Source organism: Streptomyces sp. NPDC048295, from assembly GCF_040652135.1.
Taxonomy (GTDB): domain Bacteria; phylum Actinomycetota; class Actinomycetes; order Streptomycetales; family Streptomycetaceae; genus Streptomyces.
Map to the genome: position 1 here is coordinate 252,031 of NZ_JBEZLL010000010.1, position 23,459 is coordinate 275,489.

Below are 23,459 nucleotides of genomic sequence, written 5' to 3' on the forward strand. Positions count from 1 at the left end.
GGCTGAACTGTGGCCGTACACCGGCAAGCTGGGGGACTCGTCGTGTCTGGCATAGGCGGATTTGCGGTTTCGGGCGGTGCCGGCGGGGGAGTCGTCGGCGGGGATGCCGCCATGGGGGGCAGGCACTCCCTGCCGCGCCCGCTGCAGGCGGTGCTGATCCTCGTACGGTTCCTCTTCGCGGCCGCCGCCCTTGGCGGCATCGGAGTGCTGACGGTGGCGTCGGCGGTCGACGAGGTCGACGGCCAGCTGCTCGGGCTGCTGCTGTACGCGGCACTGCCGAGCGTGTTCGCGTTCGTGCTCTCGTTCTACGTGCGCACCGGCGGCGTCTGGGTCCGGCGCGGGCTGCTCGCCGTACACGTCTGGCTCGTCCTCGGCGCGCTGGCGACCCTCGGCGGGGACGGGGGCGGACGCGGTGTCACACAACTGGTGATGCCGGTCGCCGTCGTCGTCCTGCTGTTCCGGTCGAGCTCGCGCGAATGGTTCGAGCTGCCCCTCGAACAGCGGGCGCCGCACCGGCGGTTCAGCATCGCGCGCATGATCAGGTGGCGCCGGGACGACGCCGGTCAGACCGCGATGGAATACCTCGGCATGGTCCTGGTGGTCGTGGCCCTCATCGGCGGGCTCGTCGTCACGGGGATCGGTGCCCAGCTGACCGGCGGGATGCAGGACGCGATCTGCCGGCTCACCGGCAGTGCCTGCCCCGCGCCCGGCAGCAATGTGGAGGCGGGCCACGGCAAGGACTCCGGCGGTTCGTCCGCCTCCGGCGGCAAGGACTCCGCCGGTACGGACGCGGGCGGAGCGGTCGCCACGGGCGGCACGGACTCCGGGGGCTCGGACACGGCCGGAGGCTCCAATGCCGCCGGGGGTTCCAACGCGGCCGGAGGCTCCAACGCGGCCGGCGGGACCGACGCCTCCGGCGGAACCGGTTCGGCGGGCAGTGCGGGCAACGCGGGCAACGGCCCGGGCGGCTCCGGAAGCTCCGGCGGGGACGACACCGTCACCCAGGTCGACGACGGCGGCGACGACGTGGACAGCTCCGGCGAGCCGGACGGCGGCGACGCCCAGGACCAGGGCGGCGACAGCGGCGACGACAAGCCCGGCGAGAGCTGCACCTCCGGCGTCGGCGCGTTCTTCTCCTGCGCCGCGCACCAGACCGGGGGCTTCTTCAAGGGCCTGATCGGCGACGGGCTGTGGGGCGACATCACCGGCACGATCGACACGGTCATCCACCCCATCAAGGCCTGGAACGGCCTGAAGGACTACGGCAAGAGCCTCGGCGACAAGTGGAGCCAGGACTCCAAGGGCGCCGGCGACAAGTGGTCCAAGGGCGACTACCTCGGCGCGGTCTGGGACTGGACCAAGGCGTCCGGCGGCACCGGCATCAAGGTCCTCGACGACGTGTTCATCGGCGACGACGTCCGGGAGATGTGGAAGAACGGCAACGAGGGCCAGGCGATCGGCACCGGTCTCTGGAACATCGGCTCGCTGTTCATCCCCGGCTACGGCGAGGGCAAGCTCGTCGGCAAGCTCGGAAAGCTGGGCAAGCTCGGGAAACTCGGCAAGCTGGGCGAGTTCGCGGAGAAGGCCTCGGAGGCCGCGTCCAAGGCGAAGAAGGCCGCCAAGGCGGGCGACGTCACGGCCGCGGAGAAGGCCGCGAAGGAAGCGCAGCAGCACGCCGACGACGCCGCCGAGAAGGCCGGCCTCAAGGGCTGCACCGTCGGGATGGGCGGTCGCGTACGGATCCCGTACGGCAGCGGCGCGGGCGTCGGACTGCCCGGCTCCGGCACCGGCCTCCTGGCCGCGCCGCCCGCCTCCGTGCCCGTCGGCTTCCTCATGGGCAAGTGCGACGAGGTCGACCCGGAGAAGAAGGCCGCCGCCGACGAGGCCCAGAAGCTGGCCGACGAGGCGAAGAAGGCCGCGGACGCGGCCAAGCGCCGCAAGGCCCTGCAGGACGCCCAGAACCAGCCGAAGCCGGCCTGGTACAAGGACCTCAAGGACCCGCCGGCCGGGGCCAAGGACGGCGGTTCGGGCAACTGGCAGGAGATCAAGCCCGGCGTCTGGAACTACCCGACCGAGATGGGTGCCCGCTACCAGGAGCAGATCTCCAAGGTGGGCCGCGGCAAGGAGTACCGGGTACCGCTGGACAAACTCACCGGCAAGCCGGTCGACTTCGACGGCTGGGACGCCTCGCGGGGCACGTACCTGGAGGCGAAGTACGGGTACAAGGGCAAGGACTTCTACAACGCCGACACCGGGACGCTCACCTCGAAGGTCGCCGACCGGTGGGCGGACCAGGCGCGCCGCCAGGTCGACGCGGCACGCGGCAAGCCGGTCGAGTGGCACCTGTCCGACCCGGACGTCGCCGAGGCGGCGCGAGAGATGTTCGAGGAGAAGGGCATCCCGGTTAAGGTGATCCACACCCCGGGGGATGTGACCGGCTGAACACCGGACGGGGTGTGGAACCGCGGACCGGAGCCCTAGGGAGAACGTGTCGTGCTGTACGTCGTCGTCAACGGTTTCTGGGGCCTGCGCGGGGAATCGGTGCCGGGCATCGCCGAGCGCTGGGCCGATACGCTCAGCGCGCTCGAGGGCATCGACGGCCCGACGTTCGACGTATGGCACGAGGCCGGTGACGACCTGCCGTCCGATCCCGTGCTGGAGCCCTCGGTCCCCGTGCTGACGGAGTACATCGAGCGGAAGAACACGGGCCCCGACCTCGACGTGGTGGGCTACACGGCATCGCTGTGGGCGCAGAACCCCGCCGCGGCGCGAGTGTCCGTGGCCCTTCACGCGGGCAGTACCTCGCACTACGCGCTGAACTCCGTCTCGCTCGCCTTCCGGTCGCGCGAGGTGGACGAAACCGCGGAGGCGATCCGGCGCGCCCCGGAGATCCTGCGCCTCCTCGCGGAGAGCTGGGAGATCGACGCCGGGCAGGTCTACAGCAAGCCCCAGTACCGGGCGGTGGCCGAGCGCTTCGACCTGGCGAACAGCGCCCCCCGCTGCGGCCGTGCGGTCTTCCTCTCCGCCGGCCGTGCCGCCCTCGCCCCCGACGATCTGCCCGGAACGTACGTCCGCACCGCGCACGGGGGACTGGTCATCGACCTCACCCGCGGCGGTACGGAGTCCCCGGACATCGAGACGATCATCGAGGCGAACACGAGACTGCGAGGGGCCGGGGCGCTGGCGCCGCTCCCGGAGCCCTTCGACCGCGACAGGTTCTGACCCCGCCGCCCCGGCGCACGCGGGCAGCTCTCAGAACCAGCCCCGCATCGCCGCGAACCCCACCAGCAGCCCCACCGCGAACACCCCGAGCCCGAGCGCGAACACCGCGGGCATCACCACCGGACCCCACGCCCCGGGCCCGGCCACCGTGGCCTTCCTCGCCGGGTCCGCCGGGTCGTAGCTGACCCGGACCGGCGCCCCGACCTCGAAGCCGAACGGGCCGGGGGCATGGTCGGTGAACTCGATGTCGCGGCCGTCGCGGGTGCGGAACGCGAAGACGTACTCGGTGGCGTAACTCCGCTCCATGCCCGGCCCCCGGTCGACCGTGCGGCGGTCCGCGCACCGCCCCTCGGCGTGCTCGCCGTGCCGCACCAGCCGCAGCACCCGGTTCAGGCGCAGCGCGGAACGGATCGCGAACGCGCCGAGGAACAGGCCGAACAGCAGCAGGAACGTGGCCGTGCCGCCTGGCAGGATCTGCATGGACGAGCGCTCCCGGTCCGCTACTTGACCGTGATCGAGTCGACGAACGCGTCGAGGTCCTGCGCGCTCAGCGAGCCCTTCACCGCGTTGATCCGGACCGCGAACGGCACGTCCTTCGAATCGACCCCCGCCACCACGACCCCCGTCATCCGGGTGCCCGGCGCCGGGGTCCGCTCCTCGCCGCTCGACGTGAACTCGTAGTCGATCCGGCGGGCGTCACGGGCGCTGTCCGCGCCCGCGAGCCGCACCTCCTCGGTCCCCTTGCGGGTCGCCCCGAGACCGATGCCGGCGCCCGCCGCGGACGCCGCCTCGGCGGCGCTGTCCACGCCCGTGGCGAAGTCGAGCTGCACGGAGACCATTCCGGTCCGCAGCCCGCCCTCCTCCTTGAGCGCGACGGCCGCGTTGGCCTTGGCCCGGTCGGCCGCGGGCTGCTCCTTGTAGCCCTTGTCCCCGGGGTAGCCGACGGAGAGGCTCTTGGTGTCGAGCTTGCTCCAGCCCTCCGGGAGTGCGGCGGAGTCCCCGCCGCAGCCGGTGAGCAGGGCGAAGCCGATGGCGGCGGCAGCGGTCGCGCCGATCGTCCGGTACGTCTTCTTCGTCGTCATCGCCTATCGCCTCTTCGTCGTGCGCGGTTGGTGCGTCCCGTACGGCTACTTCGCGCAGTAGCTGTACGGAAGGTACGAGCGCTTGTCGCCCTGCGGAGCCCCGAGGAACTCCGCGTCCGTCAGTGTCTCCTTCTTGTGCTCGTCGGAGATGGAGAATCCCAGACTCATGCCGAGCGAGACCTCGAAGCCGAACTCCTGGGCGTCCGTCTGACCGTTGTACTTCATCTTGCTCGACAGGCCGTCCTGGTACATCAGCTGGTCGAAGGGGTCGGTTCCGGTGGGCTTCTGCTCCAGGGAATGATCGCCGAACATGTACTCGAACGGGGCGGTGTTGTTGCCGGAGCCGTCCAGCCACTGCTCGGCGATGGCCCGCTTGTCCTCGGTGGCCTTGTCGGTGTCCTTGCCGAAGACGATCGAGTTCGTCTGGACCTCGATGCCGGTGTCGCCGGAGGAGTCGGAGCCGCTGACCTTGCCGCCGCGCTTGTCCTTGCCCGTCTTGCCGTTGTCGCCGCTGATGTCGCCCTTGTCGGTCGTCGAGCCGGTCTCGACGGTCTGGGTCATGTCGATGCGGACGATCTTGCCGGTCTCCTGGTCACGGGTGACGGTGACCGCCCCGGTCCGGCTGTCCTTCGCGGAGGCCGTGCCGCCCAGCGGACCGGCCGAACCGCCGACCTTGCCCTCCAGGTCGAGCTTGGCGGTGTACGTGTACGACTCGTTGCCGTTGACGTCGTCCTTGGTGATGGTGACCTCGGGGGAGAACTTCGCCTTGCCGCCCAGCTTCGCGCCGAGCTTGGCCTCGTCGCCCGCGCTGATGGAGAGTCCGCCGTCCGCGTAGACGTTGAGACCGATGGTCGAGTAGGAGATCTTCTTGTCCCCGATCTTCTTCTCGACGTCCTTCTTCTTGTCGGCCCACTTCATCCCGGAGTACCAGCCGCCGCCGTAGCCGCCGCTGTACTTGGTGGAGGTCTCCCACATCTTCATTTCTTCGATGTCGTCCCGCATCTTCTTGGCTTCTTCCTCGCTCTTGAAGACCCAGGTGTCACCGTTGGTGATCTTGATGCCGCCGCCGACGTCCACGTCCGCCTTGCCCAGCTTGCCGAGCTTGACGCCGGGGGTGCTTGCGGTGGCACCGGCCGAGGCGGCGTCCGTGAACGTCATGTAGACCAGCTTGTCGTTCTCGTCGACCTTGCCGTCGCCGTTCACATCCGTCTTGGCCTGGCTGACCTTCTGCTGGAAGCCGTACTCGTTGCCCCACTCGAACCAGCCGATCTTGACCTTGTCGCCGACGGTGTCGGAGACGCTGGAGACCTGGCACATCTTGGGTTCGTAGTCGGCGTCCGTCTTCGGTTTCGCGGTGGTGTCGCCGCCGCCGCCCGTGGAGCAGCTGCCACCGCCGCCGCCCAGCGAGCTGATCGCGCAGCGGATGCGCTCGCCGATCTGGCCGCCGACACCCGCCATGGACATCGCGCCGATCAGCGTGACGACGAGGACGACCACCCCGAGGTACTCCATGGCGGTGGCGCCGCCGTCCCGCCAGGAGTACGGGTGGTACGGAGCGGGCTCCGGCTCGTCCGCGCGGTCGTCCAGGAGCCGGTCGACGGCCAGCCCCGCCGCCGAGCCGGTCGCCAGCGCGACGAACGGCATCAACGTGCCCTCGACGTCCACGAGGTGCCAGGACACGGCCAGCCCGTAGACGAGCGCGGCCACCGGGACGGTGAGGGCGGCGGCGAGGGTCAGTGGACGCGACTCGCGGTACTCGTCGGGCAGGACGCGGGCGGAGGCCAGGACCGTGAGAACGGTCGTGATGACGCTGGGCACGTGGATCAGGGCCAGGCGCCAGCCGAAGCTCATCAGCCGCTCGTCGCTGGCCAGCAGCTCCACCAGCCCGCGCGACACCAGATACCCGGCGGCGATGTAGACCAGGGCGCCGGCGGCCCAGCTGCGGGTCAGTGCGAAGAACACGCCACTGCTCGCGCCGGAGCCACCACCCCCGTTCCGCGGTGGTATACGGCCCGCGCCTCCGCTTCCCCAGCCCCCGCCACCAGTCACGGTTCTTCCTCTCCGACGCCCACTCGCCATGCCTGCGCCCGCAGTTCGGCATGCGGGTCGACGTGAGCGTACGGGTGTACGAGCCGGGTGACCTGGGCCCTTGGCCCCAAAGTCGGGCCCAACGGTGATGCCCCGCCCCGCCGCGAGGAGCGGGGGGACGGGGCATCGGGGAGGGGAGCGGGGTACGGCCGGGTGGTCAGTCCAGGTCGTCCGCGAACGTTCCCGCGCGCTCGGCGACCTCGGGTCTGCGGACCCGCAGTACGGCGAAGCCGACGACGCCCACGACCAGCGCGCCGACGAACACGTACGGCAGCACGTTCAGCGGCCAGGCCGGGACCGGCCACAGGTTGCGGTAGAAGACGTAGATCATCGCGGCGGCACCGATCAGCCCCAGGCCCCAGGTGACGATCAGGCCGCGGGCCCCGATCCGGCGTACGAACAGCGGAGCGGCCAGACACACCAGGGTGTAGCTGAGCATGTAGCCGAAGACGCCGATGGTGTCGATGTACGACGTCGCGTTCAGCGGCGCGGTACCGGCGCCGACCACGAGCACCGCGGGGACGACGACGAACGGGGTGATGGTCCAGATCGCGGCGGACGGGGTGCGGTGGCGGGGGTGGGCGACACCGAGCCGGGCCGGCATCACGCCCTCCTTCGCCATGCCGAACAGCAGCCGGGCGGCGACGGTGATGCAGGCCATCACCACGGCCACGAACGACGCGGCGAAGCCCGCGTGCAGGAAGAACTTCAGGAAGCCGAGACCGGACATCTCCGCCAGTTCGTCCATCGGGTCGGAGCTCCTCCCGAGCGCGTCCGCCCCGCCGAACCCGGCGACCTGCGCGTACGTGGCGAACATGTAGAGCACACCGGCCAGCACCGCACTGCCCATCACCGAGCGGGGGATCGCCTTGTACGGGTCGGTGGCCTCGGCGCCCAGCGAGGCGGCGCCCTCGAAGCCGACGAAACCGAGCACACCCAGCACCACGGCGAAGACGATGCCGTCGAGGGTGGAGCCGCTGAGGGTCAGCTGGTCGGTGTCGATGATGTTCCCGCTCTTGAAGAAGGCGGGGAGCAGTACGACCACGATCAGGACGATCGACACGACCTCCAGCACCGAGGCGACCCGGGCCGCCGTCCGCACACTGGCGATCGTCAGCCGCATCGCGACGGCGGCCAGCAGCACGTCCAGCAGGATCTGACCGGTGATCCCGGTGAAGATCCCGATGCCGATCTGGTCGAGGGCGCGCGCCGTGTAGTAACCGGCACCGGCGAGCGAGCCCGAGCCGATGCACACCGCGCCGATGAGCAGCGCCCAGCCGGTGACGAACGAGCCGGGCGCCCCGAGCGAGAGCCGGGAGAAGGCGTACAGCGAACCGACTCCGGCGCGCCTGCGGGCGAAGACGCAGATGCAGTACGCGATGGCGAGTACGGCGGCCATGGCCAGGAAGAAGGAGAACCAGGCGCCGTTGCCCGCGGAGGCCGCCATGCTGGCGGGCGCGAACGCGATGACGGCGCTGGGGGCGACGTTCGCGACGCTCTGCGCACCGACCTCGAAGGTGGAGACGGAGCGGTGGGCCAGGCCGTCGGCGGGCTTCGCGGCGCTGGACTGCTTTCCGGCGGTGCTCATGTCCGGTCCTCCATCATCAGCAGCTGGCGCAGGGCGTGGCCGGCGGCGAGGTCGGCGAGTGCGTCGGCCGCCTCGTCCAGCGGACGCCGTGCCGAGATCATCGATTCCACGTCGAGCTCGCCCGACACCACGAGGTCCACCAGCGCGGGGATGTCCCGGCCGGCGTCGACCGAGCCGTAGTTGGAGCCGAGGATGCGCTGGTCCGCCTCGGCGAGCGCGAGCGGGTCGAAGCGAGCGGTGCGGCCGGTCGGCGGGAGGCCGACGATGACGGCGGCGCCGCCCTGGCCGAGCGCCGCGATGGACTGCTCGGTGGTCTCGATCTTGCCGATGGCGTCGAACACGTAGTCCAGGCCCTCCGGGACCAGGGCGCGCAGCGCCTCGACGACGTCGCCGTCGCGGGCGTCGACCGCGTCCGTCGCGCCGAGCCTGCGGGCCAGCTCCAGCTTCTCCGGGACGACGTCGACGGCGACGATGCGGCCGGCCCCCGCCAGCCGGGCGCCCTGCACGCAGGACAGGCCCACGCCGCCGCAGCCGATCACCGCGACGGTGGCCCCGGCCTCGACGCCCGCCGTGTTGCGGACCGCGCCGACACCGGTGGCGATGGCACAGCCGACCAGGGCGATCACATCGAGGGGCGCGTCCTTGCGCACCCTGATCGCGCCGGAGGCAGGGACGACGACACGCTCGGCGAAGGAGGAGACGCCCAGGTAGTGGTGGGCCCTCTCGCCGTCGACCGAGAGCCGGCTGGTGCCGTCGTACAGCACTCCGCCGGGTGCCACGACCTCGGCGACCAGGCTGCACGCGGCGGGGCGTCCGGCCAGACAGAAGCGGCAGGTGCCGCAGGAGGGGACCCAGGACAGGACGACATGGTCGCCGATCTCCAGGCCGGTGACGCCGTCGCCGAGCGCGGTGACCACGCCGGAGCCCTCGTGCCCCATCACGACCGGGGTGGGGTGGTCCCACTCGCCGCGCAGGACATGGAGGTCGGAGTGGCAGACGCCGGCCGCCGCCACGGCGACCTCGACCTCGCCGGGGCCGGGCGGGGCCAGGGTGACGTTGGCGACGGCCACCTCCTGGCCCGGGGAGCGGAAGACGACGCCGCGCACGGTGCGCGCGGTGCTCTCTTGGAAGGACGGGGAGCTCATCGGCTTACTCCTCGGGTGGTGCGGAAGGGGCGGGGAGCGCGGTACGGCCGGCGCTCGGAGGCGGGCGGCACAGCGGTCCGCCAAGACGCCTTGTTTAGCGCCATTAAACTTTCGTCAAGTTTTACAGCACTAAACTCGATGGGTAAAGACCCTTCTGCGACCCTTTTGGCCTGCGTCTTCCCCCGGCCACCGACCGTGACGCCCCCGACAGGTAGCGTGTCCGCCATGTCCGAAGCTCCTGACAGTCACATGTCCACGATCGGTCCGCGACTGCGCGAGCTCCGCCTGGCGCAGCGGCTGACGCTCGCTCAGGTCGCCGAGGCGGCAGGTGTGACCAAGGGGTTCGTGAGCCTCGCCGAGCGCGGCAAGACCTCGGTCTCCGTCCCGACCCTGATCCGGATCTGCGAGGCCCTGGGCACCGGCATCGCCACGCTCTTCGACTATCCGGACCAGGACGTGGTCAAGGGCGGCCTGGGCGCCAAGCTGGAGATGGGCGGGCACGGCATCGAGGAGTTCCTCCTCACGCCCGCCGAGGAACGGCACGTCCAGGTCATGCGGACGATCCTGCGGCCCGGCGGCGGCTCCGGCGGCGCGTACAGCCTGGAGGCCGAGACGGTCTTCGCCTACATGGTCCGCGGCACGTTGCGGCTGAGCGTGGACGGAGAGCCCAGGATCCTGGAGGCCGGCGACTCGACCACCTTCTCGGCGCGGGCCGCCCACGCCTGGGACAACCCCGGCGAGGACGAGGCCGAGGTGCTGTGGTCCATCGCACCGGCCCTGCCGCTGTCCCGTACGAAGCTCCGGCCGTAGCGGGGGCGGCGGCCGGGCCGGGCCGGCCGCGGCGCCCCGGGTCCGGCCGGGATCGGAACGGTTCGACCGCCCGTGCGCCCGGTCACCGGACTAACCCCGCCACGGGGGAGACCGGCGACGCCGCCGTGATCACACCGCGGTGCAGGGGCGCGCGCCGCCGGTCCGCGCACTCACTTCCGGTCGGTCTCGTTCTGGACGACCGCCACCCGGACCCCCGGACGGATCCCCCATTTCTCCATCGCCCCGGCCTCCGCCTCCACCACGTGCCGGGCCCGCAGCCGGGGCATGCCCAGCCGGCCGGGCTTCATCGTGTGGACCGCCACGACCTTGAACTTCCGGTCCAGATACGCCACATCGATGGTGAACCGCATCCGGAAGCTGTGCACACTCCCGCACGGGGTGATCAGAAGAGCACCGTCGATCCCGTCCTGCCCGAGCAGCCCGCGGCTCCGGGCCCGGTACGAGGCCGCGATCCGCAGCGGTATCTCCTCCCCCTGCCCGCCCTGTCCGTCGGTGACCGTCAACGTGCCGTTGCCATTGCGCCATTGAGCCATGGCCACGAAGGTAGCGCCAGGTGACCGCCACTGGGTCCGGAACGGGTGGCAGTGGGCCCCAGGACCCATGACCGGTGCCGGGCGCCCGCCTAGGGTCGGCACCGTGGACGTCATGCTGACAGTGCTCGCCGCACTCTGGGGCGCAGCGGCCGGACTGCTGGTCCCGCGCGCCGCCTACCGGTTCTCCGTCGAGCCGGAGGAGCCCTGGCGCGACGCCTGCCCCGAGGGCCATGCCCTGACCGGGGCCGCCCGCGGCTGGCTCGGCTCCACCCGGTGCGCCCCGTGCGCGGCCGTGCCGGTGACCACCACCCCGGGCGACGCGGCGCGGGACCCGGACGACGCGGCGGGCCGCACGCAGCCCGCCGCGCGCTACGCCCCCGGCGTCCTCGGCCCCGTAGTCACCGCGCTCTCCTGCGCGGTCCTCGCGGCGGCCACCGGGCCCCGCCCCGAACTGGCCGCCTGGCTGCTGCTGGCACCCGTCGCCGTACTCCTGGCGACCGTCGACCGCCGCGTCCACCGGCTGCCCGACCGGCTCACCCTGCCCGCCGCCGGGGCCCTCGCCGTACTCCTCGGCGCCGCCGCGCTGCTCCCCGAGCACGCCGGATCCTGGCTCTCCGCCCTGCTCGGCGGTGCCGCGCTCGGCGGCTTCTACTTCCTGCTCTTCGTCATCAACCCGAACGGAATGGGCTTCGGGGACGTCAAGCTCGCCCTGTCGCTGGGCATGGCCCTCGGCTGGTACGGCTGGGCCGTGGTGTTCGCCGGCGGCTTCGCCGGCTTCCTGCTCGGTGCGGCGTACGGGTTCGGGCTGATGGTCCTGAAGCGGGCCGGGCGCAAGACCGGCATCCCGTTCGGCCCGTTCATGATCACGGGCGCGCTGCTGGGCATGCTGCTCGGCGCCCTGGCCGCCTGACCTCGCCGTATCCGCGGCCCCGCCGCAATCCGGTCGCGCCGCCGGGCACCCGGCTGCCACCATTCCCGTATGCCCGGAGCACCCGAAGAAGCCGCAGCCGAAGCAGAACACGCACGATTCGAAGCCCTCGTCACGGAAGCGGCCACCGTCTCCGTCGACGGCTGGGACTTCTCCTGGCTCGACGGCCGGGCCACCGAGGAGCGCCCCTCCTGGGGCTACGCCCGCGCCATGGCGGACCGCATGGGCCGGGCGAGGGCCGCGCTCGACATCCAGACCGGCGGCGGCGAGGTCCTCGCGTCCGTGCCGAAGCTGCCGCGGCTCACCGTCGCCACCGAGTCCTGGCCGCCGAACGTCGCCCGCGCCACCGCGCTCCTGCACCCGCTCGGCGCGGCCGTGGTGGCCGACCCGGACGAGCCGCCGCTGCCGTTCGGCGACAACGCCTTCGACCTGGTGGTCAGCCGGCACCCCGTGACCACCTGGTGGACGGAGATCGCGCGGGTGCTCACCCCCGGCGGCACGTACTTCTCGCAACAGGTCGGCCCGGCAAGCGTCTTCGAGCTCGTCGAGTACTTCCTCGGCCCGCAGCCCCCCGAGGTGCGCGGCTCCCGCGACCCCGAGCAGGCGCGCGCGGCCGCCGAGGCGGCCGGGCTGGAGGTCGTCGGTCTGCGGACGGAGCGACTGCGCACCGAGTTCCTCGACATCGGCGCCGTCGTCTACTTCCTGCGCAAGGTGATCTGGATGGTGCCGGGCTTCACCGTCGAGGAGTACCGGCCCCGCCTGGCCGAGCTGCACCATCTGATCGAGACCGAGGGGCCGTTCGTCGCCCACACCACCCGATTCCTGATCGAGGCCCGCAAACCGGACGCCTGACTCCGCGTCGCACCCGCCGCTCACGGCCGGAGGATGCGACCCTGGGCGGTGAACCCTGGGGAAGGATCTGGCACATGAGGGTGGGGAACGAAGAGGACGCACCGCGGGTCCCGCGGCAGGGAAGGGCCGACTGGCTCAGAGGTGCGCGGATCACCGGAGTGCTCGGTGTCTACTACCGCCCGGAGGGACGGCTGGCGGAGCCGGAAGCCGTGGAATTCCTGCTGGCCGACGGCCAGTCGGTGCTGCTGACCTGCGCCTCCGACTGGACCCTGCGCGTCGGACCCGGTGCCTGGCCGCAACTGCCCGAGTGGTGCGTGCCGTCGGGGCAGTGGGAGTTCGCCACCGTGTCCACCCTGCCGCAGCCGCCCGACGGCGGCTGGACGGTCACCCGCACCGAGGAGCGCGGGGACGAGAACGGCCAGGTCCGCGAGGCCGTCATCCGCTGCGAGGGCGGCAGCTTCGTGGTCGTCGGCGGCGACACCATGGCGATCCGCTTCACCCGCGGCCACCGCGGCGCACCGGCCACCACCTGAGCCCCGCGCGTCACGCGTGCGCCCCCACCGTCACCGCGCCCACCGTCAGCTCCGCGTTCCCCTCCAGCACCTCGCCGACCCGTGCCGCCTCCGCCTCCAGCTCCCGCAGCTGCCCGGCCGTCAGGGGCGCCAGCGGCTCCACGGTGACCGCGATCCGGCGGCCCGAACGCCGCTGGTGCCACACCCCGGCGGCCGTGCCGTCGACCAGCAGCACCGGGAAGTTCCCCGCCTGGCCGCCCGCCAGCGCCCGGGTGTACGCCGCACCGGGGAAGAGCCTCTCGCGCGGCTGGGACGCGATGAGGAACGCGTCGAAATAGGGGAGCAGCCGCACCCCGCAGACCGGCTCCGCCGGGAAGCCGGTGTCGCCCGCCACCACCCAGGCCGGCCCGCCCTCGTACGTCACCGGCTCGATCTCCCCGCGCGCGGCCGTCCCCGCGAACAGCTCCGCCGCCCAGCCGGCAGGCAGCGCCAGCCACTTCGCGAAGTGCGCGGGCGTGGCGGGCCCGTACGCGTACAGATAGCGGCGTACGAGTCCGGCGAGCGCCTCGGGCCCGTCCAGCGGTACGACACCGGGGCGGGTGTAGGTGACCTTGCGCCCGCGATCCGGCGCGAAGCACAGCACCCCGCGGTGTCCCGCCAGATGCATCACCTGCCGCCAGCGCGGCCACATCCCCTGGAACGCGGGCATCACCAGGTCCCCCGCCCACGCCCCGGCCCGCTCCACCACCGCCTCGGACAGCTCGTCGACGGTCAGCTCGGCCCCGGCCAGCGCCTCCCCGATCGCGGAGAGCACCGCCCCGACCTGCTCCGGAGTCATCCGGGCGTCCTTGGCGAACGGATTGCGCCCGGCCGGCAGTGCGGACAACGCTCCCGTCCACAGCGGGAGTTCGGCCATCGGCAGCAGATGGACGGTGCCGCGCGGGCCGAAGGTCTTGACCAGGGTGCGGTCCTTCCACAGCGCGTCGCGCACATCGGCGCGGGTCACGCCCGTCGTCCGCAGCCCGACGGAGAGCTCGGCGGCCGAGAGGACCTGGGCGTGCGCGGCCGGCAGTGCGCCCACCACCTCGGCGGGGGAGAGGAGGCCGGGAGCGGTGAGCCCCTGGCGCGCCATCCGGCGGGCGTTCGCGGCGGACCAGGTCACGGTTGCGGTTCGGCTCGTCATGACCGGGAAACTAGCGTCCCATCAGGTCAGCCCCTGTCCCATACTCGGCCCATGACCTCTGCGAGATGTTCCGCCCGCGCCCTCGCCGCAGCGGCGGCGCTCGTCCTCGTCCCCGTCCTCGCCGGCTGCGGCACGGAGCGGGCCGGGTCCGGGGCGCCGGCCGGGGGGCCCGGCGCGAGCGGCGGCCCGCCCTCCGTGGCTGCCTCCCCCCAGGGCGAACCGGTCGACGGGAGCGACGCCTCGAAGTACCGGGAGAACCACGCCTTCCAGTCCACCGCCGAGCTGACCCCTGCCGACCGGGCCCGGGCCGAGGCCGAGGTGAAGAAGATCAAGGCCGGTCTGGCCGGGATCGCCGAGGGCCGGCGGACCACCGAGCCCCGGATCCGGGCGGCCCTCACCGGCCTGGGCTACGCGCCCGGCGCCATCACCACCGGTACCTTCGGTCCGCACCGCAGCACCTTCGTCCTGGACCTCGGCGCGATCTGCGTGGAGGGCGCGTTGGACGGCGAGGCCAACGGGCTGGTCACGGCCGAGGCACATGGCAAGTACCTCGAAGGGACGGGCTGCGTGAAGCCGGTCGGCGGCCACTGAGAGACCGGCGGGCGCCGACCGGACGGCATGCGCGCAACGGAGTCCGCCGAATTCGCAGAGTGATTGTGGAGTGGCGTGGCGCGCAGCATCACTTACGAAGGGTTATGGTGGAAACCCCCCCTCGGGCCGGTCCGTATCCCCCCCCACGGACCGGCCCGTTTTTTTCGGCCCGCGGCGCCGGCTGCGAACCGGCCCCGCGCGACCGTCTGTCCCGTCAGCCCCGTCCGGCCCAGATGTTGGTGCCCGCGGTGTCCACGGCGAAGGTGTCGATCTCCTTCAACTCCTCGTCGGTCAGCGGCGGTCCGGCGAGCGCCGCGACGTTCTCCTCCAGCTGCTTCACGCTCGACGCACCGATCAGGGCGGACGTCATACGGCTGTCGCGCAGCACCCAGCACAGCGCCAGCTGGGCGAGCGACTGACCGCGCCGGGCGGCGATGTCGTTCAGCCCGTTCAGCCGGCGCACCACCTCGTCCGAGAGCAGACCCGGATCCAGGGACTTGCCCTGGGTGGCGCGGGAGCCCTCCGGGATGCCCGTCAGGTACTTCCCGGTGAGCAGGCCCTGGGCGAGCGGCACGAAGGAGATGCAGCCCATGCCGGCCGTCTCCAGGGTGTCGAGCAGGTCGTCGTCCTCGATCCAGCGGTTGATCATCGAGTAGGACGGCTGGTGGATCAGCGCCGGTACGCCCATTTCCCTGAGCAGCCCGGCCGCCTCGGCGGTCTGCTCCGCGTTGTACGAGGACACCCCCACGTACAGCGCCTTGCCCTGCTGGACGGCGGAGGCCAGTGCCCCCATCGTCTCCTCCAGCGGGGTCTCCGGGTCGAAGCGGTGGGAGTAGAAGATGTCGACGTAATCCAGCCCCATCCGGTTCAGCGAGGCGTCGAGCGAGGACAGCAGGTACTTGCGGGAGCCCCACTCGCCGTAGGGGCCGGGGTGCATCTCGTAGCCGGCCTTGGTGGAGATGATCAGCTCGTCCCGGTACGGGCCGAAGTCCTGGCGGAAGAGCTTGCCGAAATTGAGCTCCGCGGAGCCGGGCGGCGGCCCGTAGTTGTTGGCCAGGTCGAAGTGGGTCACCCCGAGGTCGAAGGCGCGGCGCAGGATCGCCCGCTGGGAGTCCAGCGTGCGGTCGTCGCCGAAGTTGTGCCAGAGACCGAGGGAGACGGCGGGCAGCTTGAGACCGCTGCGGCCGCTGCGGCGGTACTCCATGGAGTCGTAGCGCGAACCGGCGGCTTGATAGTGGAGAGGAGAATCAGTCACGTTTCTCTCCTTATCACGGACTTGTGACAGGCCGGGTTGGGCCGGTGCCCCGCCTGCGCAGTAATGTGGCGGCCTCGGGGACTGCCACGGCACGGCGGGGCGATGGACTCTGTGGACCAGTGCGGCGTTCCCCAGGGGGACGACCCCGGACCCCGGGCAAGGGGGCGGGCGGGCCCGCACGGAACCGAGAGGTGAACTCAGTGAACTTGCGCGACCTGGTGTACGGGCTCTACGCGCGCCGGGTGGAGGCCCGCCTCGACCACACCCAGGTGCCCAAGCACATCGGCGTCATCCTCGACGGAAACCGGCGCTGGGCGAAGGCGTCCGGCGGCACGGCCGCGCAGGGACACCAGGCCGGCGCGGACAAGATCAAGGACCTGCTCGGCTGGTGCAGCGAGACGGATGTGGAAGTCGTCACGCTCTGGCTGCTCTCCACCGACAACTTCGACCGCCCCGAGTCCGAGCTGAAGCCGCTCCTCGGGATCATCGAGAACACCGTGCGCGACCTCGCGGCGGACGGCCGCTGGCGGGTCCACCACGTCGGCACGCTCGACCTGCTGCCGGCCCACACCCAGACGGTGCTCAAGGAGGCCGAGCAGGCCACTCTCGATGTCGACGGAATACTGGTCAACGTCGCCGTCGGCTACGGCGGGCGCCAGGAGATCGCCGACGCGGTCCGCTCGCTGCTGCTGGACCACTCCGCCAAGGGGACCTCGTTCGAGGACCTGGCGGAGATCGTCTCCACCGACATGATCTCCGAGCACCTCTACACCCGGGGCCAGCCCGACCCGGACCTGGTCATCCGCACCAGCGGCGAGCAGCGGCTGTCCGGCTTCATGCTCTGGCAGACCGCGCACTCCGAGTACTACTTCTGCGAGGTCTTCTGGCCGGCCTTCCGCAAGGTCGACTTCCTCCGCGCGCTGCGCGACTACGCGGCCCGTGGCCGCCGCTACGGCGGCTGACCCACCGCGGACTCCCCGGGCCCGGCCCCACGTGCCCGGGGCGCAACTCCCGGCTCACCCCGCCGGCCCAGGACGGCATGGCTTCGCGTGTTCGAGGGAATACCCCTGACAGGTCGACGTCCGGTCAGGAACCAGGCGGACGTCGTGTCCAAGTGAGCGGCATGGAGTCCGCTCGCCCGGGAGGCCCTTTGCACACGAAGGACCGTACGAACCGCACGGCCGACGCGGAGGGCCGGTGCCCGGCCCGCGCATCGGGGCCCACGCCCGGTCAGTCCTCTCCCATTGGGATGCTCCGCGACGCCGTCGCACCCCAACCTCGTCCGAGGGGGTACGTCCTTCCGTGGTGACCAGCACAAAGCGCCGCATGTCCGACAGGCGCACCTATGTTCTCGACACCAGCGTCCTGCTGGCCGATCCCAACGCCATGACCCGGTTCGACGAGCACGAGATCGTGCTCCCGATCGTCGTGGTCACGGAACTGGAGGCCAAACGGCACCACCCGGAGCTCGGCTACTTCGCCCGGCAGGCCCTGCGTCTGCTGGACGACTTCCGGGTCCGGTACGGCCGGCTCGACGCCCCGATCCCGCTCGGGGACCTGGGCGGGACGCTGCGCGTCGAACTCAACCATTCCGACCCCGGCGTACTGCCAGCCGGCTACCGGTTGGGGGACAACGACTCACGGATCCTCGCGGTCGCGCGCAACCTCCAGGCCGAGGGGTACGACGTCACGGTCGTCTCCAAGGACCTGCCCCTGCGCATCAAGGCGTCCTCGGTCGGCCTCCTCGCGGAGGAGTACCGCGCCGAGCTCGCCATCACCGACTCCGGCTGGACGGGCATGTCGGAACTCTCCCTCGGCGGCGAGCAGGTGGACCTGCTCTACGGAGAGGAGACGCTCTACGTCCCCGAAGCCTCCGAACTGCCCGTGCACACCGGACTGGTCCTCCAGTCCGAGCGGGGCAAGGCGCTCGGCCGGGTCACCGCCGAGGGCAATGTGCGCCTGGTGCGCGGCGACCGGGAGGCCTTCGGCATCCACGGCCGCAGCGCCGAACAGCGCATCGCCCTCGATCTGCTCCTCGACCAGGACGTCGGCATCGTGTCACTGGGCGGCCGGGCCGGCACCGGCAAGTCGGCGCTGGCGCTCTGCGCCGGGCTCGAAGCCGTCCTGGAGCGCAGACAGCACCAGAAGGTGATGGTCTTCCGCCCGCTGTACGCGGTCGGCGGGCAGGAGCTGGGCTACCTCCCCGGCACCGAGGCCGAGAAGATGAGCCCCTGGGCGCAGGCCGTCTTCGACACGCTCTCGGCGGTCGCCGGGCGCGAGATCCTCGAAGAGGTGCTGGGGCGCGGGATGCTGGAGATCCTGCCGCTCACCCACATCCGGGGCCGCTCGCTCCACGACGCCTTCGTGATCGTCGACGAGGCCCAGTCGCTGGAACGGAACGTACTGCTGACCGTGTTGTCCCGGATCGGGACGAATTCCCGGGTGGTGCTCACGCATGACGTGGCCCAGCGGGACAACCTCAGGGTCGGCCGGTACGACGGAGTCGTCGCCGTGGTCGAGAAGCTGAAGGGCCATCCGCTCTTCGCGCATGTCACCCTCACCCGCTCCGAGCGCTCGCAGATCGCCGCACTGGTGACCGAAATGCTGGAGGAAGGCCAGATCTGATACGGGATACGACAGTTGGTGCCGCCCGGCGAGCGAAGCAGCTTAGCCGGGCGGCACTGTGCTGCGGCGCCATTTCCGTAAATCACTTGCTCCAAACGAGGTGTGAGCTTTCACACGCAACAGAGAATTGCTTCCCGGCGTGCCGTTCCGGCAGAGTCTTGCTTCCGTCAGGCCCCGCATACGGCACACCCGCACCTCCAGAGGTGCCACGCACCACACAACTCAACAATCGACGCCCGTATGCCGCCCGCGAGCACCACGCGGCGCTCCCTCCGGGGAGTCGCCCACCGGGTCCGTGCCTCCCGTGACCCAAGCAGTAGGGAGGCCAGCGCCAGGGGCACGATTGCGTCCGCGAGGTCACCTAAGCGGGCGATGCTGGAAGGACACCGTGTGAGCCGGATCTCGGTCCGGGGGTTCGCCGTGGCATCCGCCACCGCCGTAACCACCGTTGGCGCCGTCGTTGGCGTTGCCTCGGGCAGCACTCCCGCTGTCGACGACAACAACTTCGAGGCGACCGCAGCCGACACCACGCTGCTCGCAGACATCCCCGCGGGCCAGCAGGCCCAGGTGCAGACCGCCTCGCTGACGCAGCAGGCCGACGCCCAGGCGTCCGCGGCCGATGCCGCGGCGAAGAAGTCCGTGGAGGAAGCGGCCCGCATCCAGGCCGCCAAGGACGCCAAGTCGAAGAAGGCGGCGGCCGAGGACAAGCTGGAGCAGGAGCGCAAGGAGAAGAAGAAGGAAGCGGACGAGCGCGCCAGCCGCTCCTCGATCCGCAGCGCCTCCTCCTTCGCCCAGCAGAGCTCGTACACCGTGGCCGAGGTCCAGGCGATCGCGCGTCAGATCGTGCCCGCCGATCAGTTCCAGTGCTTCAGCAACATCGTGAACGTCGAGTCGAGCTGGAACTACCGGGCGAGCAACCCGTCGTCCGGCGCCTACGGCCTCGTGCAGGCGCTGCCGGGCTCGAAGATGGTGAGCGCCGGCGCCGACTGGCAGACCAACCCGGCCACCCAGATCAAGTGGGGCCTCAGCTACATGAACGGCGCCAAGTACGGCAGCCCGTGCGGCGCCTGGTCCTTCTGGCAGGCCAACCACTGGTACTAGAACCTCCCGAGGTTCCGGTCCCGATCGTGCAGAGCCCCTCTCCGTCCTACGGTGAGGGGCTTCGTGCATGTACGGTCGGTCCGGACGGTGCGGCGGGGGAGCGGCCGGGAGAGAAGACGGGGGAAGAGGTACGAACATGTCGAAACTTCCGGGGTGGCTCGGCCGGCTGGGCGCCGAACTGACCGAACTGGGCGATCGGCTGGAGCAGCGCCGGGCCGAGGCCGAAGGGGACGAGACCGCGCGGACCGAGGCGCCGGTGACCGCTTCCGCCGCGCCCGCCGCGGCCGTTGCCTCCGGAGCCGTCGCGTCCGGCACCGTTCCTGACGAGGAGGCCCGGCACGGTGCCGGGGCGGGCCATGTGCCGCCGCCGCCCTCGTACGCCCCCTCCGTCGCCGCCCGGCCCGATCCGGTCGCGGCGATTCCCTGGGGGATGCGGGTCGCGGCCGAGGCGGGCTGGCGGCTGCTGGTCCTGGCGGGCACCCTCTGGGTGCTGATGCGGGTCATCAGTGCCGTGCAGCTGGTGGTCCTGGCCTTCGTCGCCGCGCTGCTCGTCACCGCGATGCTGCAACCGACCGTCGCCCGGCTGAGGCACCACGGGCTGCCGCGCGGGCTGGCCACCGCCGTGACGGCGATTCTGGGCTTCGTCATCATGGGCCTGGTCGGCTGGTTCGTGGTCTGGCAGGTCATGGACAACATCGACACCCTCTCCGACAAGGTGCGGACGGGTATCGACGATCTGAAGAACTGGCTGCTCGACAGCCCCTTCCACGTCACCGAGCAGCAGATCAACGATGTCGCCAAGAACCTCAGCGACACCATCGGCACCAACACCGAGCAGATCACCTCCGCCGGGCTGCAGGGCGTCACCGTGATGGTGGAGCTCCTCACCGGGATGCTGCTGGCGATGTTCTCGACGCTCTTCCTGCTGTACGACGGGAGGCGCATCTGGCACTGGGTGCTGAAGCTGGTGCCGGCCCAGGCCCGGCCGGGCGTCGCGGGCGCCGGGCCGCGCGCCTGGCGGACGCTGACCGCCTATGTGCGGGGCACCGTCATAGTGGCGTTGATCGACGCGATCTTCATCGGGCTCGGGATCTTCTTCCTCGATGTGCCGATGGCGGTGCCGCTGGCGGTCTTCATCTTCCTCTTCGCCTTCATCCCGCTGGTCGGCGCCGTGATCTCCGGGGCGCTGGCAGTGGTCGTCGCACTGGTCACCCAGGGCGTGTTCACCGCCCTGATGGTGCTGGCGGTGGTGCTCGCCGTGCAGCAGATCGAGGGCCATGTGCTCCAGCCGTTCATCCTGGGACGCGCGGTGCGGGTGCATCCGCTCGCCGTGGTCCTCTCGGTCGCCGCGGGCGGCATGATCGCGGGCATCGGCGGCGCGGTCGTCGCGGTGCCGCTGGTCGCGGTCACCAACACGGTGGTCGGCTATCTGCGGGCGTACGGACAGGAACAGGCGTTGCGCTACGCGCCGTCCCCACGCGGGGCGACGGCGGTCGATGTCGCCCCGACACCCGCGCCCGGATCGCCGCCCGAGGACATCGACCACGGCGACGACGCCCAGGACCGCGCCGACGGGGACACGAAGAGGAACGGGCCCGGCAAGTAGGCCCACGGGCACAAGAGAGAAGGGCCCCGGGGACGGTCGGTCGTCCCTGGGGCCCTTCTCGTACAAGGGGTACTGCTGGTCCTACTCGGCGAGCACGGCCTCGGCATCGAGGGTCACGCCGACCGCCTGGATCACCGAGGCGATCTTGACGGCTTCCTGAATGGTCTCACGGTCCACGCCGGCCTTGCGCAGCACCTGCTCGTGGGAGTCCAGGCACTGGCCGCAGCCGTTGATCGCGGAGACGGCGAGCGACCACAGCTCGAAGTCGATCTTCTCCACGCCGGGCTTGCCGATGACGTTCATCCGCAGACCCGCCCGGAGCGTCCCGTACTCGGGGTCCGACAGCAGGTGCCGGGTCCGGTAGAAGACGTTGTTCATCGCCATGATGGCGGCGGCCGACTTCGCGGCGGTGTACGCCTCCGCGGAGAGGTTGGCCTTGGCCTCCGGCTCCAGCTCGCGCAGCACCTTCGGCGAGCGCGAGGCGATCGCGCAGGCGAGGACGGTGCCCCAGAGCTGCTGCTGCGGAAGTTCGCTGTTCCCGATGACCGAACCGAGGTTCAGCTTCAGGTCCTTGGCAAAGTCCGGAACGGCGGCCTTCAGTTCGTCGAGTGCCATGTCGCTGTCAGCTCACTCGCCCGAGAGGAGGGCGACCGGGTCGAGGGTGTTCTCGCCCTTGGTCCAGTTGCAGGGGCACAGCTCGTCGGTCTGCAGGGCGTCCAGGACCCGCAGGACCTCCTTGGGGTTACGGCCCACGGAACCGGCGGTCACCATCGTGAACTGGATCTCGTTGTTCTGGTCGACGATGAAGACGGCGCGCTGGGCGAAGCCGTCCTCGCCCTCGATGCCGAGGTCACGCATGAGCTCGTGCTTCGAGTCGGCCATCATCGGGAAGGGCAGGTCGGTCAGGTCCGGGTGGTCCTTGCGCCAGGCGTGGTGCACGAACTCGGAGTCACCGGAGAAGCCGAGGACCTGGGCGTCACGGTCGGCGAACTCGTCGTTCAGCTTGCCGAAGGCGGCGATCTCGGTGGGGCACACGAAGGTGAAGTCCTTCGGCCACGCGAAGACGATCTTCCACTTGCCCTCGTAGGTCTTGTGGTTGATCTGCTCGAACTCCTTGCCGCTCTCCAGCGAGACACAAGCAGTCAGGTCGAACTCGGGGAACTTGTCACCGACAGTGAGCACGCGCTCTCCTTGTAGCGTAGGAATTCCCTTTTGGGGGTTTTCCTGAGGGTTGGACGGAGTCCACCTTGGCACAGAGTGCATTGATCGCGGAAATAGCTACACTCGGCCGTGATGATCGGAGGTGCCTATCAGTGGCTCAGAGCAATCCGGGCAGTCGGCCCAAACAACCCAGCCTGTCGCAGCTGCGCGCCTTCGTGGCCGTCGCGGAGTACCTGCACTTCAGGGACGCGGCGGCAGCAATCGGGATGAGTCAGCCGGCGCTCTCCGGGGCGGTCTCGGCGCTGGAGGAGGCACTGGGTGTCCAGCTCATCGAGCGTACGACGCGCAAGGTGCTGCTCTCGCCGGCCGGGGAGCGGCTCGCGGTACGGGCCCGGGCGGTGCTGGAGGCCGTCGGTGAGCTGATGGAGGAGGCGGAGGCGGTCCGGGCGCCGTTCACCGGGGTGCTCAGGCTCGGCGTGATTCCGACCGTCGCCCCGTACCTGCTGCCGACCGTGCTGCGGCTGGTCCACGAGCGATACCCGGAGCTCGACCTCCAGGTGCACGAGGAGCAGACCTCCTCGCTGCTGGAGGGGCTGGCCGCGGGACGGCTGGACCTGCTGCTGCTCGCGGTGCCGCTCGGAGTACCCGGAGTGAGCGAACTCCCGCTCTTCGACGAGGACTTCGTGCTGGTGATGGAGAAGGACCACTGGCTGGGCGGGCGCGCCGACATTCCGCGCGAGGCGCTGCGCGAGCTGCCGTTGCTGCTGCTCGACGAGGGGCACTGCCTGCGCGACCAGGCGCTGGACATCTGCCGGGAGGCGGGCCGCACCCAGGGGGCGCCGGTCACCACGACCGCGGCCGGGCTCTCCACGCTGGTCCAGCTGGTGGCCGGCGGGCTCGGTGTGACGCTGCTGCCGCGGACCGCGGTGACGGTCGAGACCGGCCGCAACGACGCGCTGGCCACCGGGTACTTCGCGGAACCGGCGCCGTCGAGACGGGTGGCGCTGGGGATGCGGACGGGGGCGGCGCGGCACGAGGAGTTCGAGGAGTTCGCGGCGGCGCTGCGGGAGGCGATGCGGGGGCTGCCGGTGCGGGTGACGGCCGGCACGCGGAGCGACTGAGAGGTGGAGGGGGTGCGGTCCCGCGGGACCGCACC

At 71.1% G+C, this 23,459-nt stretch carries 22 protein-coding genes; 12 read left to right on the top strand and 10 right to left on the bottom strand.

Annotated features, from left to right (window positions below; all coding sequences use genetic code 11):
- Nucleotides 1-111: 111 nt before the first annotated feature.
- Together AB0D53_RS17950 and AB0D53_RS17955 are read left to right on the top strand one after the other, a co-directional pair.
- Nucleotides 112-2,442, top strand: a complete 2,331-nt coding sequence (locus AB0D53_RS17950) for a Tox-REase-5 domain-containing protein (RefSeq protein ID WP_362447007.1) — start codon at nt 112-114, stop codon at nt 2,440-2,442.
- Nucleotides 2,443-2,493: 51 nt separating this feature from the next.
- A complete protein-coding gene (locus tag AB0D53_RS17955; RefSeq protein ID WP_362447010.1) occupies nt 2,494-3,222 on the top strand; it encodes an Imm52 family immunity protein in 729 nt (242 codons plus the stop codon).
- A 30-nt stretch (nt 3,223-3,252) separates the two neighbouring features.
- Here AB0D53_RS17955 and AB0D53_RS17960 read toward each other — a convergent pair whose 3' ends face one another.
- The 5 genes from AB0D53_RS17960 to AB0D53_RS17980 form a co-directional block, all read right to left on the bottom strand.
- Entirely contained in the window at nt 3,253-3,702 is a 450-nt protein-coding gene (locus tag AB0D53_RS17960; protein ID WP_362447013.1) for a DUF3592 domain-containing protein, read from the bottom strand.
- Nucleotides 3,703-3,722: 20 nt separating this feature from the next.
- Entirely contained in the window at nt 3,723-4,304 is a 582-nt protein-coding gene (locus tag AB0D53_RS17965) for a hypothetical protein (RefSeq protein WP_362447016.1), read from the bottom strand.
- Between the two features lie 45 nt (nt 4,305-4,349).
- Nucleotides 4,350-6,353: a hypothetical protein gene (locus tag AB0D53_RS17970; RefSeq protein WP_362447019.1), complete on the bottom strand. Its 2,004-nt coding sequence runs from the start codon at nt 6,351-6,353 to the stop codon at nt 4,350-4,352.
- Between the two features lie 196 nt (nt 6,354-6,549).
- A complete protein-coding gene (locus AB0D53_RS17975) occupies nt 6,550-7,980 on the bottom strand; it encodes an APC family permease (protein ID WP_362447022.1) in 1,431 nt (476 codons plus the stop codon).
- Nucleotides 7,977-9,125 carry a zinc-binding dehydrogenase gene (locus tag AB0D53_RS17980; RefSeq protein ID WP_362447025.1) on the bottom strand — a complete coding sequence of 383 codons (1,149 nt, stop codon included), beginning with the start codon at nt 9,123-9,125 and terminating at the stop codon, nt 7,977-7,979. Before AB0D53_RS17980 ends, AB0D53_RS17975 begins: the two co-directional genes overlap by 4 nt.
- A 225-nt stretch (nt 9,126-9,350) precedes the next feature.
- Here AB0D53_RS17980 and AB0D53_RS17985 point away from each other — a divergent pair, with 225 nt between their 5' ends.
- Entirely contained in the window at nt 9,351-9,935 is a 585-nt protein-coding gene (locus AB0D53_RS17985; protein WP_329818146.1) for an XRE family transcriptional regulator, read from the top strand.
- A gap of 170 nt (nt 9,936-10,105) precedes the next feature.
- On the opposite strand, the gene AB0D53_RS17990 is transcribed toward AB0D53_RS17985, so the two are convergent.
- A complete protein-coding gene (locus AB0D53_RS17990; RefSeq protein ID WP_362447028.1) occupies nt 10,106-10,489 on the bottom strand; it encodes a DUF192 domain-containing protein in 384 nt (127 codons plus the stop codon).
- A 112-nt stretch (nt 10,490-10,601) separates the two neighbouring features.
- Here AB0D53_RS17990 and AB0D53_RS17995 point away from each other — a divergent pair, with 112 nt between their 5' ends.
- From AB0D53_RS17995 to AB0D53_RS18005, 3 genes are all read left to right on the top strand, one after another.
- Nucleotides 10,602-11,399, top strand: coding sequence for an A24 family peptidase (locus AB0D53_RS17995; RefSeq protein ID WP_362447031.1), 798 nt, complete (start codon nt 10,602-10,604; stop codon nt 11,397-11,399).
- Between the two features lie 69 nt (nt 11,400-11,468).
- Nucleotides 11,469-12,269, top strand: a complete 801-nt coding sequence (locus AB0D53_RS18000; protein WP_362447034.1) for a class I SAM-dependent methyltransferase — start codon at nt 11,469-11,471, stop codon at nt 12,267-12,269.
- A gap of 74 nt (nt 12,270-12,343) precedes the next feature.
- Nucleotides 12,344-12,802, top strand: coding sequence for a hypothetical protein (locus AB0D53_RS18005; RefSeq protein WP_362447037.1), 459 nt, complete (start codon nt 12,344-12,346; stop codon nt 12,800-12,802).
- Between the two features lie 10 nt (nt 12,803-12,812).
- On the opposite strand, the gene AB0D53_RS18010 is transcribed toward AB0D53_RS18005, so the two are convergent.
- Nucleotides 12,813-13,964: a winged helix DNA-binding domain-containing protein gene (locus tag AB0D53_RS18010; RefSeq protein ID WP_362447040.1), complete on the bottom strand. Its 1,152-nt coding sequence runs from the start codon at nt 13,962-13,964 to the stop codon at nt 12,813-12,815.
- A gap of 51 nt (nt 13,965-14,015) precedes the next feature.
- Between AB0D53_RS18010 and AB0D53_RS18015 the strand changes: the two genes are divergently transcribed.
- A complete protein-coding gene (locus tag AB0D53_RS18015) occupies nt 14,016-14,555 on the top strand; it encodes a hypothetical protein (RefSeq protein ID WP_362447043.1) in 540 nt (179 codons plus the stop codon).
- Between the two features lie 214 nt (nt 14,556-14,769).
- Here AB0D53_RS18015 and mgrA read toward each other — a convergent pair whose 3' ends face one another.
- Nucleotides 14,770-15,810, bottom strand: a complete 1,041-nt coding sequence (gene mgrA / locus AB0D53_RS18020) for an L-glyceraldehyde 3-phosphate reductase (RefSeq protein WP_362447046.1) — start codon at nt 15,808-15,810, stop codon at nt 14,770-14,772.
- 200 nt (nt 15,811-16,010) lie between these two features.
- Between mgrA and AB0D53_RS18025 the strand changes: the two genes are divergently transcribed.
- The 4 genes from AB0D53_RS18025 to AB0D53_RS18040 all read left to right on the top strand — a co-directional run bounded on the left by AB0D53_RS18025 (nt 16,011) and on the right by AB0D53_RS18040 (nt 21,142).
- Nucleotides 16,011-16,772: an isoprenyl transferase gene (locus tag AB0D53_RS18025; protein ID WP_362447098.1), complete on the top strand. Its 762-nt coding sequence runs from the start codon at nt 16,011-16,013 to the stop codon at nt 16,770-16,772.
- A 340-nt stretch (nt 16,773-17,112) separates the two neighbouring features.
- Nucleotides 17,113-18,435 carry a PhoH family protein gene (locus AB0D53_RS18030; RefSeq protein ID WP_362447049.1) on the top strand — a complete coding sequence of 441 codons (1,323 nt, stop codon included), beginning with the start codon at nt 17,113-17,115 and terminating at the stop codon, nt 18,433-18,435.
- Between the two features lie 390 nt (nt 18,436-18,825).
- On the top strand, nt 18,826-19,536 hold the full coding sequence (locus AB0D53_RS18035) for a lytic transglycosylase domain-containing protein (RefSeq protein WP_362447052.1): 711 nt from the start codon (nt 18,826-18,828) through the stop codon (nt 19,534-19,536).
- A gap of 136 nt (nt 19,537-19,672) precedes the next feature.
- A complete protein-coding gene (locus tag AB0D53_RS18040) occupies nt 19,673-21,142 on the top strand; it encodes an AI-2E family transporter (RefSeq protein ID WP_362447055.1) in 1,470 nt (489 codons plus the stop codon).
- Nucleotides 21,143-21,223: 81 nt separating this feature from the next.
- On the opposite strand, the gene AB0D53_RS18045 is transcribed toward AB0D53_RS18040, so the two are convergent.
- The gene (locus AB0D53_RS18045) at nt 21,224-21,757 is read right to left on the bottom strand and encodes an alkyl hydroperoxide reductase (protein WP_072483998.1); all 534 of its coding nucleotides are present in this window, start codon (nt 21,755-21,757) and stop codon (nt 21,224-21,226) included.
- A 12-nt stretch (nt 21,758-21,769) separates the two neighbouring features.
- Nucleotides 21,770-22,324, bottom strand: a complete 555-nt coding sequence (locus tag AB0D53_RS18050; protein WP_150487917.1) for a peroxiredoxin — start codon at nt 22,322-22,324, stop codon at nt 21,770-21,772.
- A gap of 131 nt (nt 22,325-22,455) precedes the next feature.
- Between AB0D53_RS18050 and AB0D53_RS18055 the strand changes: the two genes are divergently transcribed.
- Complete coding sequence (locus tag AB0D53_RS18055) at nt 22,456-23,424, top strand: hydrogen peroxide-inducible genes activator (protein ID WP_362447058.1); 969 nt, start codon at nt 22,456-22,458, stop codon at nt 23,422-23,424.
- The last annotated feature ends 35 nt before the right edge of the window (nt 23,425-23,459 follow it).

Coding starts and splice junctions, on each gene's coding strand:
- AB0D53_RS18000 (WP_362447034.1), top strand. CDS start 11,469: ATGCCCGGAGCACCCGAAGAAGCCGCAGCCGAAGCAGAACACGCACGA.
- AB0D53_RS17950 (WP_362447007.1), top strand. CDS start 112: ATGGGGGGCAGGCACTCCCTGCCGCGCCCGCTGCAGGCGGTGCTGATC.
- AB0D53_RS18045 (WP_072483998.1), bottom strand. CDS start 21,757: ATGGCACTCGACGAACTGAAGGCCGCCGTTCCGGACTTTGCCAAGGAC.
- AB0D53_RS17980 (WP_362447025.1), bottom strand. CDS start 9,125: ATGAGCTCCCCGTCCTTCCAAGAGAGCACCGCGCGCACCGTGCGCGGC.
- AB0D53_RS17965 (WP_362447016.1), bottom strand. CDS start 4,304: ATGACGACGAAGAAGACGTACCGGACGATCGGCGCGACCGCTGCCGCC.
- AB0D53_RS18005 (WP_362447037.1), top strand. CDS start 12,344: ATGAGGGTGGGGAACGAAGAGGACGCACCGCGGGTCCCGCGGCAGGGA.
- AB0D53_RS17990 (WP_362447028.1), bottom strand. CDS start 10,489: ATGGCTCAATGGCGCAATGGCAACGGCACGTTGACGGTCACCGACGGA.
- AB0D53_RS17985 (WP_329818146.1), top strand. CDS start 9,351: ATGTCCGAAGCTCCTGACAGTCACATGTCCACGATCGGTCCGCGACTG.
- AB0D53_RS18040 (WP_362447055.1), top strand. CDS start 19,673: ATGTCGAAACTTCCGGGGTGGCTCGGCCGGCTGGGCGCCGAACTGACC.
- AB0D53_RS17995 (WP_362447031.1), top strand. CDS start 10,602: ATGCTGACAGTGCTCGCCGCACTCTGGGGCGCAGCGGCCGGACTGCTG.
- AB0D53_RS17960 (WP_362447013.1), bottom strand. CDS start 3,702: ATGCAGATCCTGCCAGGCGGCACGGCCACGTTCCTGCTGCTGTTCGGC.
- AB0D53_RS18015 (WP_362447043.1), top strand. CDS start 14,016: ATGACCTCTGCGAGATGTTCCGCCCGCGCCCTCGCCGCAGCGGCGGCG.
- AB0D53_RS17975 (WP_362447022.1), bottom strand. CDS start 7,980: ATGAGCACCGCCGGAAAGCAGTCCAGCGCCGCGAAGCCCGCCGACGGC.
- AB0D53_RS18010 (WP_362447040.1), bottom strand. CDS start 13,964: ATGACGAGCCGAACCGCAACCGTGACCTGGTCCGCCGCGAACGCCCGC.